The organism is Vibrio kagoshimensis (genome assembly GCF_050337535.1).
Lineage (GTDB): Bacteria > Pseudomonadota > Gammaproteobacteria > Enterobacterales > Vibrionaceae > Vibrio > Vibrio gallaecicus.
This window is the reverse complement of the sequence record NZ_JAKJSZ010000007.1, coordinates 197,948-214,764: the sequence shown is the minus strand read 5'-3', so window position 1 is coordinate 214,764 and position 16,817 is coordinate 197,948. Positions and strand designations below refer to the sequence as shown.

16 protein-coding genes are annotated in these 16,817 nt (G+C 41.9%); 5 read left to right on the top strand and 11 right to left on the bottom strand.

What is annotated here, in order from left to right:
- The first annotated feature begins 85 nt into the window (after positions 1 to 85).
- The 3 genes from L4C37_RS08520 to folA all read left to right on the top strand — a co-directional run bounded on the left by L4C37_RS08520 (position 86) and on the right by folA (position 1,870).
- The gene (locus L4C37_RS08520) at positions 86 to 856 is read left to right on the top strand and encodes a threonine/serine exporter family protein (protein WP_273295020.1); all 771 of its coding nucleotides are present in this window, start codon (positions 86 to 88) and stop codon (positions 854 to 856) included.
- Complete coding sequence (locus tag L4C37_RS08515) at positions 853 to 1,326, top strand: threonine/serine exporter family protein (protein WP_273295022.1); 474 nt, start codon at positions 853 to 855, stop codon at positions 1,324 to 1,326. The genes L4C37_RS08520 and L4C37_RS08515 overlap by 4 nt, the downstream gene beginning before the upstream one ends.
- A 61-nt stretch (positions 1,327 to 1,387) precedes the next feature.
- Positions 1,388 to 1,870, top strand: coding sequence for a type 3 dihydrofolate reductase (gene folA, locus L4C37_RS08510; RefSeq protein ID WP_273295024.1), 483 nt, complete (start codon positions 1,388 to 1,390; stop codon positions 1,868 to 1,870).
- Positions 1,871 to 1,926: 56 nt separating this feature from the next.
- On the opposite strand, the gene L4C37_RS08505 is transcribed toward folA, so the two are convergent.
- From L4C37_RS08505 to lptD, 6 genes are all read right to left on the bottom strand, one after another.
- Positions 1,927 to 2,730, bottom strand: coding sequence for a symmetrical bis(5'-nucleosyl)-tetraphosphatase (locus L4C37_RS08505; protein ID WP_372264373.1), 804 nt, complete (start codon positions 2,728 to 2,730; stop codon positions 1,927 to 1,929).
- A 13-nt stretch (positions 2,731 to 2,743) separates the two neighbouring features.
- Positions 2,744 to 3,124, bottom strand: coding sequence for a Co2+/Mg2+ efflux protein ApaG (gene apaG / locus L4C37_RS08500; protein WP_273295028.1), 381 nt, complete (start codon positions 3,122 to 3,124; stop codon positions 2,744 to 2,746).
- A 63-nt stretch (positions 3,125 to 3,187) separates the two neighbouring features.
- Positions 3,188 to 4,006 carry a 16S rRNA (adenine(1518)-N(6)/adenine(1519)-N(6))-dimethyltransferase RsmA gene (rsmA, locus tag L4C37_RS08495; RefSeq protein WP_273295029.1) on the bottom strand — a complete coding sequence of 273 codons (819 nt, stop codon included), beginning with the start codon at positions 4,004 to 4,006 and terminating at the stop codon, positions 3,188 to 3,190.
- Positions 4,003 to 5,010, bottom strand: coding sequence for a 4-hydroxythreonine-4-phosphate dehydrogenase PdxA (gene pdxA / locus L4C37_RS08490; RefSeq protein ID WP_429768334.1), 1,008 nt, complete (start codon positions 5,008 to 5,010; stop codon positions 4,003 to 4,005). Before pdxA ends, rsmA begins: the two co-directional genes overlap by 4 nt.
- Positions 5,000 to 6,295 carry a peptidylprolyl isomerase SurA gene (gene surA, locus L4C37_RS08485; RefSeq protein WP_429768333.1) on the bottom strand — a complete coding sequence of 432 codons (1,296 nt, stop codon included), beginning with the start codon at positions 6,293 to 6,295 and terminating at the stop codon, positions 5,000 to 5,002. The genes pdxA and surA overlap by 11 nt, the downstream gene beginning before the upstream one ends.
- Positions 6,296 to 6,340: 45 nt before the next feature.
- Positions 6,341 to 8,695 (bottom strand): LPS assembly protein LptD, encoded by a 2,355-nt coding sequence (gene lptD, locus L4C37_RS08480; protein ID WP_429768332.1) that lies wholly within the window; start codon positions 8,693 to 8,695, stop codon positions 6,341 to 6,343.
- A 148-nt stretch (positions 8,696 to 8,843) separates the two neighbouring features.
- Between lptD and djlA the strand changes: the two genes are divergently transcribed.
- Together djlA and L4C37_RS08470 are read left to right on the top strand one after the other, a co-directional pair.
- Complete coding sequence (djlA, locus tag L4C37_RS08475) at positions 8,844 to 9,698, top strand: co-chaperone DjlA (RefSeq protein WP_137374430.1); 855 nt, start codon at positions 8,844 to 8,846, stop codon at positions 9,696 to 9,698.
- A gap of 57 nt (positions 9,699 to 9,755) precedes the next feature.
- Positions 9,756 to 10,301, top strand: coding sequence for a DUF924 family protein (locus L4C37_RS08470; protein WP_429768331.1), 546 nt, complete (start codon positions 9,756 to 9,758; stop codon positions 10,299 to 10,301).
- A 95-nt stretch (positions 10,302 to 10,396) separates the two neighbouring features.
- On the opposite strand, the gene L4C37_RS08465 is transcribed toward L4C37_RS08470, so the two are convergent.
- The 5 genes from L4C37_RS08465 to leuA all read right to left on the bottom strand — a co-directional run bounded on the left by L4C37_RS08465 (position 10,397) and on the right by leuA (position 16,284).
- Entirely contained in the window at positions 10,397 to 11,179 is a 783-nt protein-coding gene (locus tag L4C37_RS08465; protein ID WP_429768330.1) for a DUF547 domain-containing protein, read from the bottom strand.
- Between the two features lie 170 nt (positions 11,180 to 11,349).
- Complete coding sequence (gene leuD / locus L4C37_RS08460; RefSeq protein WP_372264386.1) at positions 11,350 to 11,952, bottom strand: 3-isopropylmalate dehydratase small subunit; 603 nt, start codon at positions 11,950 to 11,952, stop codon at positions 11,350 to 11,352.
- A 14-nt stretch (positions 11,953 to 11,966) separates the two neighbouring features.
- A complete protein-coding gene (leuC, locus tag L4C37_RS08455) occupies positions 11,967 to 13,379 on the bottom strand; it encodes a 3-isopropylmalate dehydratase large subunit (protein ID WP_429768328.1) in 1,413 nt (470 codons plus the stop codon).
- A 128-nt stretch (positions 13,380 to 13,507) separates the two neighbouring features.
- A complete protein-coding gene (gene leuB, locus L4C37_RS08450) occupies positions 13,508 to 14,599 on the bottom strand; it encodes a 3-isopropylmalate dehydrogenase (protein WP_137374435.1) in 1,092 nt (363 codons plus the stop codon).
- 137 nt (positions 14,600 to 14,736) lie between these two features.
- Complete coding sequence (gene leuA / locus L4C37_RS08445) at positions 14,737 to 16,284, bottom strand: 2-isopropylmalate synthase (protein WP_137374436.1); 1,548 nt, start codon at positions 16,282 to 16,284, stop codon at positions 14,737 to 14,739.
- Positions 16,285 to 16,817: the final 533 nt, after the last annotated feature.

Genomic DNA, 16,817 nt, shown 5'->3' with positions numbered 1-16,817 from the left:
TTTTTTTGTATCTAAATCATGTTGGAGAGGATGATTTTCGTGCAAAATCGTTTTCTAAAATTTAATAGCCTATGGGAAGGAAATCATGGCATCGAAACAAAGGGCGATTTCTCGATTAGTCGCTCAATCAGGACAAATGCTTTTGGCTCATGGAGCGGAGAGCACACTCGTTGGGGATATCATGCGCCGCATTGGACTTGCGAGTGGTGTTAATGAAGTTGAAGTTGCGTTATCTGCTAATGCACTCGTTGTGACAACCGTTATGGATGATCATTGTATAACGACCACGAGAAGTTGTGCAGATCGTGGCATTAATATGTCTGTTATTACCCAGATTCAGCGAATTTGTATCATGATGGAAAAAGGGATTTTGGATAGGTCTTTAGCCCAAGAAAAGCTTGATGCGATTAGCCCTGATCGTTATAACCGGTGGATTGTTGTAGTAATGATCGGTCTTTCATGTGCTTCATTTAGCCGTCTTGCTGGTGGTGATTGGCATGTATTTATGATGACGTTCTTAGCCTCAGCATGTGGAATGATCGTAAGACAAGAAATTGGACATCGCCATTTCAATCCATTCATGAACTTTGCTGTTACGGCATTCGTGACTACCCTTATTTCAGCTCAAGCTGTTCTTCATCAAATTGGAGACCAGCCAACGATCGTGATGGCTTCTTCCGTCCTTATGCTTGTTCCCGGTTTTCCTCTCATTAATTCTGTAGCGGATATGTTGAAAGGGCACATTAATATGGGGATTGCGCGATTTACGATGGCGAGTTTACTGACTCTTGCAACGAGCTTAGGTATTGTAGCGGCAATGAACATCTCTGGTGTGTTTGGGTGGGTGGGTCAATGATGACGTTTGATCTTTTACTTGGCTTATTGAATGATATGTTCTTTGCCTCTATTCCAGCAGTAGGCTTTGCTTTGGTGTTTAATGTTCCGCAACGAGCTCTAATTTATTGTGCTTTGGGCGGTGCGATTGGTCATGGTAGCCGCTATCTAATGATGGAGTTTGGTATCCCTATCGAGTGGGCTACTTTTTTTGCCGCCACTCTTGTGGGGATGATAGGTGTGGTGTGGTCTCATAAATTATTGGCTCACCCTAAAGTGTTCACCGTCGCTGCTTTGATTCCTATGGTTCCTGGAGTTTTTGCGTTTAAAGCAATGATAGCCATGGTTGAAATTAATAACTTAGGCTATACGCCAGAATTGGTGGCAATGTTGATGGAGAATTTCCTTAAAGCGATGTTCATCATTGCTGGTCTTGCCATTGGATTAGCTATGCCTGGGCTGTTATTCTATCGCCGCAGACCCATTGTTTAATCAATGTATTTTGGGGGTTTGCAAATTTCTTTAATCATAATTGAATAGGACCGACTCCCATATGATCATTAGTATGATTGCTGCTATGGCTGATAACCGTGTAATTGGTAAAGACAATCAAATGCCTTGGCACTTACCTGCTGATTTTGCTTGGTTTAAGCGTTCGACTATGGGGAAGCCTGTAGTGATGGGACGTAAGACTTATGAATCAATTGGTCGCCCTCTACCTGGGCGTCTAAACATTGTTATTAGCCGCGACTCTTCATTGTCTATTGAGGGGGTAACGACCGTAGCTTCAATTGAAGCGGCACTTGAAGCTGTTAATAATGTTGATGAAGTGATGATTATTGGTGGAGGCACAATTTACTCCAGCTGTTTACCTCTGGCGAATAAATTGTATTTAACGCATATAGATCTTTCTGTTGAGGGTGATACTCAATTCCCTGATTGGGGAGAAGGCTGGAATAAGGTGACAAGTGAAGCTTATCAAGCCGATGAGAAAAATGCTTATGATATGGAATTTACGATTTTAGAACGTTTATAGTTTGTTAGTAGCTTGCTTTACCGCTGTAAAGCAAGCTATGCCAATAAGGTTTAGGCTTATATTGCTTTCTGGGTGAAGAATTTTTTATCTTCCCATCTTAGTGCAGTTAATTCACCGCCCCAGACACACCCAGTGTCTAATCCAATGACTTCTTTCCCTGAGTACCCTTCAAGTGCTGCCCAATGACCAAATAGTACGGTTTTATCTAGTTTGATTCGGCTTGGTAACTCAAACCAAGGGATATAAGAACCGTCAGTAACTTCTTTGGGGGGGAGTTTGCATGCCATATCTAAGTGGGCATCATGGGAACAAAAACGCATACGAGTAAAACTGTTGATTATATAGCGATAGCGATCTATTCCTGTATGCTTGGTATCCCAATAATCAGGAACATTACTGTACATGTTTTCTATCAACCAACGCCAATGTTCAGATTGCAATACAGAAGAGACTTCTTCATTGGCAGAGCGAGCTTTAGCTAAATCCCACTGTGGTGATATGCCCGCATGGCTCATAACAAATTCGTTATGCTCTTGCATTAAGGGTTGGTGTCGAAGCCATTCTAGAAGTTCTAATTTATCTGGAGCTTCCAAGATAGGGAGCGTTTTGTCTTTTGCTTTTACTGGGAATAGCTCTAAAGATACCGCCAGAAGGTGTAGATCGTGGTTTCCTAAGACAACTTTTGCTGAATGCTCTAGAGACTTAATAAAGCGTAGAGTTTCGAGTGATTTAGGACCTCTTGCGACAAGATCACCTGCCACCCATAAAGTATCGACTTTGCTGTCAAAATTAATCTTGTTTAATAAAAGTTGTAGTTCATCGAAACAACCTTGGATATCACCAACAATATAGTTAGACACGAAGGCTCTCTTGTTAGTTTAGAATGTTAGGGATCGCTAACCTAAATGGATCAACTTCAGCGAAAAAGTCATTTCCATCTTGATCTGCCATTACATAATGACCCTGCATGACACCTACTGGTGTTTCAATGACGGTTCCACTGGTGTAAGTGTATTCATCATTAGGTTCAATGATAGGTTGTTGACCAACCACACCATCACCTTCAATAGTCAATTGTTTACCATTGGAGTCGGTGATTAGCCAGCGTCGGGTCATTAATTGGACGGTGCTTTTACTCAAATTTTTGATTGTAATGATATAAGCAAAAACATACCGGCTTTTATCTGGCTGCGATTGTTCTTCTATATATTTAGTGTGCACTTGGCACTTAATGCAGGGCGTAGAGATATCCATATTTGCTCCTTGATCCCTCAAATAAAAAATAGGCTCCTCACCGAAGTGTAGGAGCCTTTTTCATTATTGTTTTTCTGCGCTGTGGTTGTCTTCTAGCCAGTTTGCCATATCAACAAATTGTTCTAGAGTCAGGTTCTCAGGGCGCATACCTGGATTCACCCCCAGCTCTTCTAGAATTTCTTTGCTTAGTAAGCTCTTGTAGCAGTTGCGTACCGTTTTACGTCGTTGGTTGAAACCTTCGCGACAAACACGATCAAGCCACTTTAAGTTCTTTGCAGGGTAAGGAAGAACTTCATATGGTTGAAGGCGCACGACTGCAGAGTCTACTTTTGGTGGCGGAACAAATGCGGTTGGTGGCACTTCAAGTACAGGTGTTACTTTACAGTAATACTGTGCCATTACAGTTAAACGACCATAAGTTTTACTGCCAGGACCAGCCGCTAGACGGTTGACCACTTCTTTTTGAAGCATAAAGTGCATATCAGAAATGTCTTTATGGAACTCAAAAAGGTGGAACATTAATGGCGTTGAAATGTTGTATGGTAAGTTACCAAAGATACGCAGTTTGTTATTTGGCTTTACTAATTCATTGAAGTCGAAACGCATTGCATCGCCTTCATGAATGGTCAACTTATCGGCAAGATCCGGATGGTTTCGTAGACGTTCTGCTAGATCTCTATCTAATTCAATTACTGTTAGTTTGTCGACTAATTTTCCAACAGGCTCAGTAATTGCGCCTAACCCAGGGCCGATCTCAACTAGGTTTTGACCTGGAAGTGGGTTAATTCCAGATACGATGCCATCAATAATGTATGGATCGTTTAGAAAGTTTTGACCAAAACGTTTACGCGCTTTGTGTCCTAAGTGGACATCATTTCTCATTGTTTTTTCTCTACTAATTCAATGGCGTGCGTGAGCGCTGTTCTAAAGCTCCCTGTATCGGCTTGACCTTTTCCTGCCAAGTCTAAGGCTGTACCGTGATCGACAGATGTTCGAATAAACGGTAAACCAAGTGTAATGTTCACTGAGCGACCAAACCCTTTGTATTTCAATACAGGGAGTACTTGGTCGTGATACATACCTAAAACAGCATCTGCATCTTGCAAATATTTTTCATTAAAGATGGTATCTGCTGGCAATGGACCAATCAGGTTTATACCTTCTTGTTGTCGAATTTTTTCTAGCGTTGGTGTGATGGTTTCTATTTCTTCACGACCTAAACAGCCATCTTCACCTGCATGTGGGTTTAATCCACAAACATAAATGGTTGGTTTCTCAATTGCGAACTTATCGACTAAATCTTTGTGAAGAATTCTGATGATTTCTTCTAGTCTTTCTTCGGTTACGGCTTGAGATACATAAGCTAGAGGGATGTGTGTTGTTACAAGAGCAACACGCAACCCTTCAGTTGCCAACATCATAACCACTAAGGGAGTATTGGACTTTTCTGCAAAGAACTCAGTGTGACCGCTAAATGCAACGCCAGCACGGTTAATTACACCCTTATGAACAGGGCCGGTGACAATAGCATCAAATTCATTATTCATACAGCCAATTGCGGCGGTTTCTAAAGTATTTAATACATAACGGCCATTCGCTTCATTAAGCTCACCAGCAATAGCGGGTTCTGCCAATGGAATGTGCTTTACCACTAATGTTCCTGAGCGCTGAGCGGTAGCTGGCTTCTCTGCATCGTAATCAATTAGCTCAACATCAATACCAAGCAAAGCGGCTCTTTCTGCAAGCAGGTATTTGTCTGCGCAGACAACGATTTGATGTTCCCAATTTTCTTGTGAAAGAGAAAGGGTAAGATCTGGACCTATCCCTGCCGGTTCACCAGCCGTGACTACGATACGATTAATTACAGGGTTCTTTTTAGTTGTCATCTTGGTTTTCCTGAACCACTTCTACAAAGGCACTTGCTCGTAGCTCTTGTAGCCATGCACCAGCTTCTTCGTTGAATTTTCGGTTAAATAGAATTCGGTATGCTTTATTTTTTAATGCAGAATCCGTTCTATCAACTTCACGGCGGTCTAACACTTCGACAATATGCCAACCGTGTACAGTTTTAAATGGTTCACTAATTTGACCTTTAGCGATGGTCTCTATTTGATGTTTAAACTCGGGAACATATAAATCTGGTGTTTGGTAACCAAGCTCTCCATCTTGAACTGCTGAACCTGGATCTTGACTGTATTGTTGAGCAAGTTCACCGAAGGAAACCTCACCTGCATTAATTCTTTGAACAAATTCAGATAATTGTTGTTTTGCACCGTCATCACTTAGGATAACGGTCGGTTTAAGTAGAATGTGACGAGCATTGACCTCTGTAACCGCAACAGTTTCTAGACCTTTGACATCTTCAATTTGAAGAATGTGGAAGCCGACACCACTACGAAACGGACCAATGATACTGCCCTTGTTCTGCATTTTGATTTGGTCAGCAAAAATTGTTGGCATTTCTTCTTTCCTCATCCAGCCCCAATCACCGCCTTGCAGTGCTTTTGGACCTTTAGAGTAGGTGTATGCCATTGTGCTGAAATCTTCACCTGAATTAAGTTTTTCAACGAGCTCATTAGCTTGCGCTTCAAGTTCTTCTTTCGTTTGGTCATCATTAAATCTTAGTTGAATATGACCAATTTGATACTGCACAGTCGCGTTAGTTTCTTGAGCAAGGATGTCTGCAAGATTATCTACTTCTGCTGGGAGTATATTGATACGGCGGCGAACAAGAGCATTTCTTGCTTCATTTGCTGCAATTTCTTTACGTACTTGTTCTCGGAAGGCTGTGTAAGTTAACCCTTCAGATGCAACTGATGCGGTGAGTTCATCAATGGTTTGATTGTTCTCTTTTGCAATATCTGCGATAGATTGATTTAGGCGAGTATCATCAATTCTAACCCCAATGCGCTCGGCTTCTTGGTTTTGAATTGTATCAATGATCAGTTTCTCAAGGACTTGCTCTGTCAGCACATCTTCAGATGGCAGGGCTTGACCACTTTTTTTCGCATTCGCGCGAAGTGTTTTTAATGATGTATCAATATCACTTTGTAATATGACACCTTCATTTACGATAACCTTCACTTTATCCAATTCAATTGGTGCAGCGTGAGCGGCTGAGAAGCTACATGCAGTCGCAAGAGCAAGTAAGGTTTGTTTCCACAATTTCATTTGTAGTCCTTTGAAACTTATTGATTCAACATCAATAAAGAAAAATTAGTTATTTAAGAAGAATGGGCGACCATACTCAAGAGAGTTACCTGAGCTGTCATAGCCCTTTTCTGTAGAACCTGAGCCGATATTGGTGCCAAAACCAACAATACCAAAGTTAATGCTGAAGTTATTTTCATACTCAGGATTTGAATCTGGATTCGCGTAGCCGGTGTCACCAGACCAATTTCTCAACTCGTTGCTGTATGTCATGCCTACATACCAACAATCAGAGGTGTAGCGCAGATTTGCTAGCCATTCAATCGCAATATCTTCGTTCATATCATGATAGTACTGAGCGCTGGCATACCAGTTTTGTGTGAATTGGTAACCACTGACTATACCTGCTTGGGAAATACCTTCTCGAGTAATTGAATCAATATCAGGAATACTTTCACCGACGTTATCATCAATATACTCTTTCGTTACGTAGCGATAGTTTGTTTGAACAAAACCTTTATCCAGCTTGTATTCAAAGGTGCTATTTGCGAGTTGCATTGACCCTGAATCAATGTCGTACTGAACGCCACCATGATAGAAAAAGTAATCGTCATAATTGAAGTCTACTTCTACAGCCCAAGAAGAATAATTTGATTTTGACTCTTCTGTGTTACTGGCATCTGGCGATTTTGTATCTTTATCAATAAAGAAAATTTGGCCGAAGGAGACATTCAAGCGCTCTTTGTAAGCATCATCATAAAAGCGAGATGATGCACCGTAGCTTAGTTGATTTGCTGCTGCTATTCGGTCTACGCCACTGTATTTTCGGCTACGGAAAAGCCCATAGTAGTCGGTTTGAAGTAAAGTCGTATCGTAGTAGCCAATATCATTTTGATCTTCTTCCGGTACAAAAAGGTACTGTACTTGAGGTTCTAGTGTTTGGGTGTAACCATTTAGAACCGTGGTATCGCGTTCTAAAACAAGCCCAGCATGGCTTCTAAATTCAGGAATAATTCGTGAAACTTTTTCTTCAAGCCCTTCGTAACTTGAACCCGTTGTTGTATCAACACCATTAAGGTCTTGTTGGTAGTAGGTTCCGAGAACTCGAGCCTCAGTTGTCCAGGTACCCCAAGTTGTACTTAGTGGAACTTTAACACCTGGTTCTATATGTACTCTCGTCGCTGACGGCTTACCTGCTGCGTCAGTATCAAAACGTGATAGATGAGACTTCATGTCTATTTCGACGATATCCCATACGATAGGTGCATAATAGTTAAATTTAAGCTGTGGCATCAACCTATACGGTTGGTTACCTTCTTCCGTTAAGACTTGGAAATCACGAACTGCAAGCGATGTATCCCAGTTTTGGGTGCGATAAGCAACTTCTCCGGTTTGCAATAGTTGCCCATCTTCTCGATTACCGATTGAAGAGTCGACATCGGTAAAGTAGTTAACATCGCTAACTTGAGAGTAATCGACATTGAATTTCCAAGATTCTTGGTAAATACCATCAAAGGTAAACTGCCCCCCCCAACGGTTACCTTCTGTTGGGTATTTTTGATCATCATAGAGGTATTCAGATTTTATGCTGCCTTGACCAAAGTGGGTGAGGTAGCGGAATTCGGAATTAAGCTGAGTGCCTCTTTCCTGCATCTGTTTCAACGTGGCTTCAAGGTCGTAATTTGGTGCAATGTTCCAATAAAATGGAATCTCGGTTTCAAAACCATCGCTGGAGCCATAAGAAACGGTTGGATAAAGGAAGCCCGTTTTACGAGTGTCACCCACGGGAACTGTCATGTATGGAAGGTAAAAAACAGGCACACTTTGTATTTCAAAGCGGGGGTTAATAAGAGTGGCTTGTTCCTCATTTTGGTCTAATTGAATACTAGACGCTTTGAGTCTCCACGAATTATCACCTTCAGGACACGAAGTAATTGAGCCATCAGTCATTTCATAGATAGCTTTGCCCGTTTTCGTTATATATATCGCTTCGCCACGACCTTGTTCACATAAAAACTCATATTGTGTATCTTCTAACTCAAATTCATTGGTTGTTAGATTATTGGTCACTTTACTGGATGTGGCTTTAACTTGACCGTCATTGAAAGTAACATCCCCTTCAGCAACGACAATATTTTCCTGCTGATGTAAAGTGACTTTCTCGGCAAGAATAGTTTTGGTTCCTTGCGTGACTTTTACGTCTCCAGAGTAACTGGCTTTTTGACCGTTAATCGCTTCAAGTCGATCGGCTTCAACTTGTGCTGGTAATTGAAGGTCTGAATTATCCGAAGGTGCGATCAAGCATTGATCTGCAGAGGGCATTTCCTGCACACTGTCTTTGGTTGTTTCAGCTTGAGTTGTCGGCACAAATAATGCAGTGCTAATAGAAGCAGCTAACAGAGTGCGGGAGAAACATTGCATGAAGTGAACGATCCTATGTCACAAAAAGAAGGGTTGATTTATTATCAATCCAATGAATAAAGCGCTTTCCTTATGATAAAGGAAATAATGGCATCAGGCACTATAAGACCGCGTTACTCGAAAAAAATTCATTGATAGAGAACACATAATGCAGATATTTGGCAAAATCTTAGGAGCCTTTTTTGGCTTTTTGTTTGGTGGTCCTTTAGGTCTGATTTTTGGGCTTTTTTTAGGGCACCAATTTGATAAAGCTCGACGCTTGAATCAATCGGGGTTTAATTCTTCTGGTTTTGGTCGCGGCCCGAATCAAGCAGAAAAGCAGAATGAGTTCTTTAAAGCTGCTTTTGCTGTTATGGGGCATGTAGCGAAAGCCAAAGGTCAAGTGACACGAGAAGAGATTCAGCTTGCTTCCACTATGATGGAACGGATGAATTTGCACGGCGAGCAGCGTAAAGCAGCACAAGATGCCTTTCGAGAGGGCAAAGAAAGCGACTTTCCGCTTAATGATATTTTAGAGAGAGTAAAAATTTCTTCAGGTGGTCGATTTGATTTACTTCAATTCTTCCTTGAATTGCAAGTGTCTGCAGCATTTGCTGATGGTGATTTGCACCCGAGTGAAAGAGAAGTTCTGCACAGAATTGCGCGAGGGCTAGGTTTTTCTTCTGAGCAATTAGAGCGTCGTTTACAAATGCAAGAAGCTGCTTTTCGTTTTCAGCAGCAAGGTGGAAGCTTTGGTGGTCAGCAAGGGGCTGGTCAATCCTCGGGTTGGCAACAGGCTTCACAGCAAAATCAATTGGCAGACGCGTTTAAAGTTCTTGGTGTAAGTGAAAGTGCCGAGGGTAAAGAGGTTAAGAAAGCCTACCGTAAACTGATGAATGAGCATCACCCAGATAAACTGATGGCGAAAGGTTTACCGCCTGAAATGATGAATGTTGCGAAAGAGAAATCGCAAGAAATTCAGAATGCTTATGACCTAATTAAAAAGGTTAAAGGTTTTAAGTGATCGAACACTAAATCGAGAAATAACAAAATCACTCGGTTGTTTATTAAAGGGAATTATATGACAGTAACTTATCATGGTGTTCTAGAGTTTTGGTTTGATGAACTTACGCCTAAGGACTGGTTTGCTGGTGGCGAAGAGATTGATGCTTTGATTGAATCTCGTTTTTCTGAGCTGCACAAAGCAGCCATTCAAGGTGAACTATTTGAATGGCGACAAACCGCGAAAGGGCGTTTAGCTGAGATTATTGTGCTGGACCAATTTTCTAGGAATATTGGTAGAAATAGCCCTGATGCATTTTTGGCTGATCCAATGGCTTTAGCTTTAGCTCAGGAAGCGGTTGCGGGCGGCTTTGATCATCAGCTTAACCAACAACAGAAAAGCTTTTTGTATATGCCTTATATGCATAGCGAATCTTTGCTTATGCATGAACAAGCTGTTGGGCTTTTTTCTCAATCGGGATTGGAAAATAATCTAGATTTTGAGTTTAAGCACAAGGTGATTATCGAGCGATTCGGTCGTTACCCTCATCGAAATGAGGTATTAGGAAGAACTTCGACTGAGGATGAAATTGAGTTTCTGCAGCAGCCAGGCTCAAGCTTTTAATGGTCGAACTACGGTCCAATAACTGAGAAGAGGCTAATGGTTAATAAAAGCCATTAGCCTCTTTTTTTAGCGTTATCGATATTTTTGTGTTGATATTAGTCTACTTGATTAAGCGACCAATCGTAGTCATAACTGATTTTATTAGTGTTCGTTACCGGCTTTGTTCGATATTGATCTAAGTGTTGAATGAGTTGTTTTTCTGTACCAAAATCCACAGCAAACCATTCGTAAATCGATGATAGTTGAAGCTTATTATTTTCAATCAACACGCCTTTATTGCTATTAATATACTCAGTTGCCGCTTGCTCTAATAAGATCTCAGTGTTGTCTGAGGTAAAAGCTTCAGACTGTAAGTTAGGGCAACCCAAACTTGCACAATTCACTGCATAATGCGTACGCGGATCTTGCCAAATAGGTCTTAGGATTCGATGCTCTATGTCATTGAGTGTTAGTGACTTATCATTGACCACTACCACGTCATCTCCCCAGGGACCGAAACTAAATAGCCCACCGAGTTTAGTGATGGATTTAATTGGGTAAGCATTGAGAATTAAATCGACAGTCACTGCGTTATATAGGTTAACCCAGTAGGCATACTGCTCAGCTTTTGAATAGTCTAGCGGATTTACCTGTTCCAATAGCTTGATGTACTGTTCCAGCTTTGCTTTGCCTTCAGTGCTCACTGCTTGATAATGTACTAGGGTGTGTTGACCTTGCTTAACTAAATAGCTATCGAGGAATTGCTGCCAATCTTGGTGGGAGATTTGTGTTGGGTTTGCTTCATTACTTTGCTTCCAGTATGACCACAGTTCGGATTTAGGCGCAGACCAAGCTAAGGTTGAGAAAAGTAGGCTGACAATTAAAAGTAGTTGTTTCATGGCATTCTCCTGATGACTGACTACTAAGACCTTACGGCCCACTATTTTCTTTCAGGCTCAGTTAAATAAAGATGTTGGTCTAATTAAAGAGGTTAAGCTAAATAAAAAAGGCTGGCACTAGGCCAACCTTTTGTGTGTACACAGAACCGCGCAACTCTATCTTAGGTTTCTTATTTCAGGAAGCTTGGGATCTTAGCTTCAAACTCTGAAATCTTATCGGCATGCTGAAGTGTTAGACCGATATTATCTAAGCCATTCAGTAAGCAGTGGCGACGGAACTCATCAATTTCAAACGAGTATTCTTTGCCGTTAGCGCTGACTTTCATTGCTTCTAAATCAACGTTGATTTTAGCACCTTCAGTCGCTTCAACGAACTGGAAAATCTCATCAACTTCTTGCTCCGTTAGTCGAACAGGAACCATCTGGTTGTTGATTGAGTTGCCGTAGAAAATATCGGCAAAGCTTGGAGCGATCATCACTTGAATGCCGTAATCGGCAAGTGCCCACGGTGCGTGTTCACGAGATGAACCACAACCAAAGTTCTCACGAGCCAATAGAATCGACGCCCCTTGGTAGCGTGGTTCGTTCATCACAAATTCAGGGTTTGGTTGCTGACCAGCATCATCTAGGAAGCGCCAGTCGTGGAATAGGTGTTTACCAAATCCAATACGATTAACTTTCTGTAAGAACTGCTTTGGAATGATTGCATCTGTATCAATGTTGGCCGTATCTAGAGGAACGACTAATCCGGTGTGTTGTTGAAAACCTGACATGTTAAATCCTCTAATTAAAGTTCACGAATATCGACAAAGTGACCAGCGATAGCCGCTGCGGCTGCCATTGCTGGGCTAACTAGGTGTGTACGACCATCACGGCCTTGACGACCTTCAAAGTTACGGTTTGATGTAGAAGCACAGCGCTCTTGTGGACCTAAGCGGTCGTTGTTCATTGCAAGACACATAGAGCAGCCTGGTAAGCGCCATTCGAAGCCGGCTTCTTTAAAGATCTTATCTAAGCCTTCTGCTTCTGCTTGTGCTTTTACTTGCTCAGAACCTGGGACGATTAATGCTTGAACATGTTTCGCAACTTGACGACCTTTCGCTACCGCTGCTGCTGCACGCATATCTTCGATGCGAGAGTTAGTGCAAGAACCAACAAACACTTTATCGACATTGTAGTCAGATAGAGATTTACCCGCCTCAAGCCCCATGTAAGCTAAAGCTTTTTCTGCCGATGCTTTTTCTACAGGGTCAGCGAAGCTTTCTGGTGCTGGAATCGGTGTGTCTACCGAAATAACCTGACCTGGGTTAGTCCCCCAAGTAACTTGTGGTTTGATGTCTGCTGCTTCTAACGTTACAACGGCATCGAATTCAGCATCAGCATCGGTTTTCAATGTGTTCCAGTATTCAATAGCTGCGTCTAAGTCTTCGCCCTCTGGAGAGAACTTACGGCCTTTGATGTATTCGTATGTCGTTGCATCTGGAGCGATTAAGCCTGCTTTCGCGCCCAGTTCGATCGCCATGTTACATACCGTCATACGACCTTCCATCGTAAGGTCAGTGATAGCTTCACCACAGAACTCAACCACGTAGCCTGTACCGCCGGCTGCCGTTGTCTTACCAATGATCGCTAGTACGATATCTTTAGCTGTGATACCTGGAGTAACCTTACCTTTTACTTCGATCTTCATAGTTTTAGCGCGAGCTTGTTTTAGCGTTTGAGTTGCCAGAACGTGCTCAACTTCAGAAGTACCGATACCGAATGCCAATGAACCAAATGCACCGTGAGTCGCGGTATGCGAGTCACCACACACAATCGTCATGCCCGGAAGAGTAATGCCTAGCTCAGGCCCCATCACGTGCACAATACCTTGGTATTTGTGGTTTAGGTCGTAAAGCGTCACACCAAACTCTTCACAGTTCTTCGATAGCGTTTCCATCTGAATACGAGCCATCTCACCAGAAGCGTTGATATCTTTAGTTTGTGTCGATACGTTGTGATCCATAGTCGCGAAAGTCTTGTTCACTTGGCGAACTTTACGACCTTTTTCACGTAGACCATCAAAAGCTTGTGGCGACGTAACTTCATGGACTAGGTGACGATCGATATAAAGAATTGGAGTTTCGCCTTTAGCTGCAACTGCAACATGAGCGTCATAAACTTTTTCGTATAAGGTTTTTGCTTGCTGGTTTGTCGACATAGCTTTTCTTCCTTGGGGCATCAGTCCCAGTGTTTGTTTCAAGCCAAATCAAGATGTTTATGATTTGGCTTGATATTATTCTTATGTGCTTGCTTTAATTTTAGAGCTTAGAGCTTAGAGCTTAGAGCTTACGAAGCTAAAATGTACTCAGCGATCTTATCGCCCATTTCTGAGGTTGTAAGTGCTTGGTTATCACCTGCAAGATCAGCAGTTAACTCGCCAGCAGACAGAGCTTTAGATACTGCTGTTTCGATATCTTGTGCCGCTGCTTCTTCGCCTAGGCTGTAACGTAGCATTAGAGCAGCAGAAAGGATTTGTGCAACAGGGTTTGCGATATTCTTTCCTGCAATGTCAGGAGCACTGCCGCCTGCGGGTTCGTATAGACCGAAGTTACTTTCATTTAGGCTAGCAGAAGGAAGCATGCCCATAGAGCCTGTGATCATTGCACACTCATCAGAAATGATGTCACCGAAGATATTTGAACATAGCATTACATCAAATTGAGAAGGGTCTTTGATAAGCTGCATCGTTGCGTTATCAATGTACATATGGCTCAGTTTTACATCTGGGTAATCTTTTGCGACTTCCTCTACAACTTCGCGCCATAAAATAGAGCTTTGTAGTACGTTTGCTTTGTCTATTGAGTAAACGTTTTTATTGCGTAGACGTGCAGATTCAAAAGCAATTTTTGCAATACGTTCGATCTCGTAGCGGTGGTAAACCTCAGTGTCGAATGCTTTTTCATTCGGACCTTCGCCTTCACGACCTTTTGGCTGACCGAAGTAAATACCACCTGTCAGTTCGCGAACCACAACGATATCGAATCCTCGACCTGAAATATCAGCACGTAAAGGCGAGAAATCTTCTAAGCCGGCATGGATCTGCGCAGGACGTAGGTTACAAAACAGTTGGAAGTGTTTACGCAGTGGAAGTAGTGCACCACGCTCAGGTTGATCATTCGGTGGAAGGTGCTCCCATTTAGGACCGCCAACAGAACCAAACAACACGGCGTCGGATTCTTCACAACCTGTTACTGTACTTTCAGGTAGTGGGCAGCCGTGGTTATCAATTGCAATGCCACCTACATCATACTCTTCACGAGAGAAGCTAATCGCGTGCTTCTTTTCAATTGCATTTAGTACTTTGTTTGCTTGTTGCATTACTTCTGGACCGATACCGTCACCAGGTAAAACAGCAATTTTGTATGATTTTTCAGTCATGTTAATCCTTTAATTCTAATACTGAGCTTAGTGTGCTCACTTTATTCTTTGTCCTTAGTGCCAAATAACCCCTCTTATTTAAAGCGTTTATGTCGCTCAACAGAGGTTGACACTAAGGTGTCTGTTATTTGGTGTGTCTATTCTGCCGCGGCTTTATTTTGTTTCATTTCCGCAATTTGATCGGCACGGTGAATGCTATTGATTACATGTAATAGGGCTTCACCTGACGCTTCAACGATATCTGTTGAAATACCCGTTCCGTGGTATTTACGACCTTTGTAATTAGCGATGATATCGGCTTGACCTAAACCATCTTCACCTTCGCCTTTTGCTGTAAGGTCAAACTTATCTAGGACAATTTCATAACCAGTTACACGGTAGATACATTGGTAAAGTGCATCAACAGGGCCATTACCCACAGCCGCTTCGCACTTCTCTTCATCACCACATTGAAGCTTGATACTCGTTGTAGACATAACACTACCAGATTGCACGCTTAGGTAGTTAAGTTTATAAAAGTCATCTTCATCACGAAGGTTAGAGAAGTACATTAGAGCTTCTAAGTCGTAGTCAAAGACTTGCCCTTTTCGGTCTGCTAGTTTTACAAAGTCATCATATAGTGAATTTAGGTTGTACTCAGTTTCTTTATAACCCATTGCGTCCATATGGCTTTTCACAGCTGCTCGTCCAGAACGGCTGGTCAAGTTCAATGCTTTATTCTTAAGGCCAATAGACTCAGGAGTCATGATTTCGTATGTGTTTTTATTCTTTAGCATGCCATCTTGGTGGATACCTGAAGAGTGGCTAAATGCATTAGCACCGACAATCGCTTTGTTGTCTTGAATTGGCATATGACAAAGTTGACTAACTAACTTACTTGTACGGTGGATTTCGTCATATTTCAAACCAGTCGTTACGCCTAAAAGTTCTTCGCGCGTCTTGATGATCATCGCAATTTCTTCTAGTGAACAGTTACCCGCACGCTCACCGATACCATTTATTGTGCCTTCTACTTGACGAGCACCTGCTTGAACTGCGGCGATAGAGTTCGCAACAGACATGCCTAGGTCATCGTGACAGTGAACCGAAATGATTGCCTGGTCGATGTTTGGAACACGATTGAAAAGCGTTTGAATAATGCCACCAAATTCGTTAGGCACGGTGTAACCAACGGTGTCTGGAATGTTGATCGTTTTAGCACCTGCGTTGATCGCGGCTTCAACCATACGACATAAATTATCGATTGGTGTACGCCCTGCATCTTCACAAGAGAACTCAACGTCATCAGTGTAGTTACGAGCGTGTTTAACGGCTTTTACTGCCATCTCGACAACATCGTCGTAGCTACGGCGTAGCTTATCTTGAACGTGAACCGTTGAGGTTGAAATGAAAGTGTGGATACGGAACTGCTCTGCAACTTTTAATGCTTCTGCTGCTGCGTCAATATCTTTTGCTACGGCACGAGAAAGAGCACAAATACGGCTACCTTTAATATTTCGTGCAATCGTTTGAACGGATTCAAAATCACCTGGAGAAGAAACTGGGAATCCAGCTTCGATAACATCTACACCCAGTCGTTCAAGCGCATATGCAATTTGTAACTTCTCTTTTACCGTTAGGCTTGCAGCCAATGCTTGCTCACCATCACGTAAGGTCGTATCAAAAATTATCACTTGATCGTTCATGGGTGCTTCCTTATTTCGATATTAAATCGATTGCTATCCAGATTATTATTAAGAATGATGTTCTTTAAGTGTCGTTAGTTACAAAAAAACCCGCTTAGCGCGGGTTTCATATTTGTGTGTATCTTTACCCACAACTTACCCACGCGATTGGTTCACGATAAGGAGAAGTTTCAGCAGTAGAGTAAAAGAAAAAGGCATTACACAAATATCCGTAAATAAACTGTTAACACCATATTTACCGCAATTTATTCTAGTCGTCAAACGGGAAAATCTAATTTCTTTAAGCATAGTAGTGGTTGAGCTTTTGGTTATCCTGTTTGTTTTTGTTTTTACAGTTATTTATTCTTTAAGTTTGTTTTGTGGTGGTTTCTTAGTTTGCTGCTATGTTAATGGATAGGTAAAAGCTTTGTACTATTTATTTTTAACTACAGAATGAAAGCGTAAATTTCTTAACTGCCATTGTATGAATCTTTCAATGATTACTAATTAATCAAAATTTAAGAATACTTGCAATATACAGTTTCACATTCTGT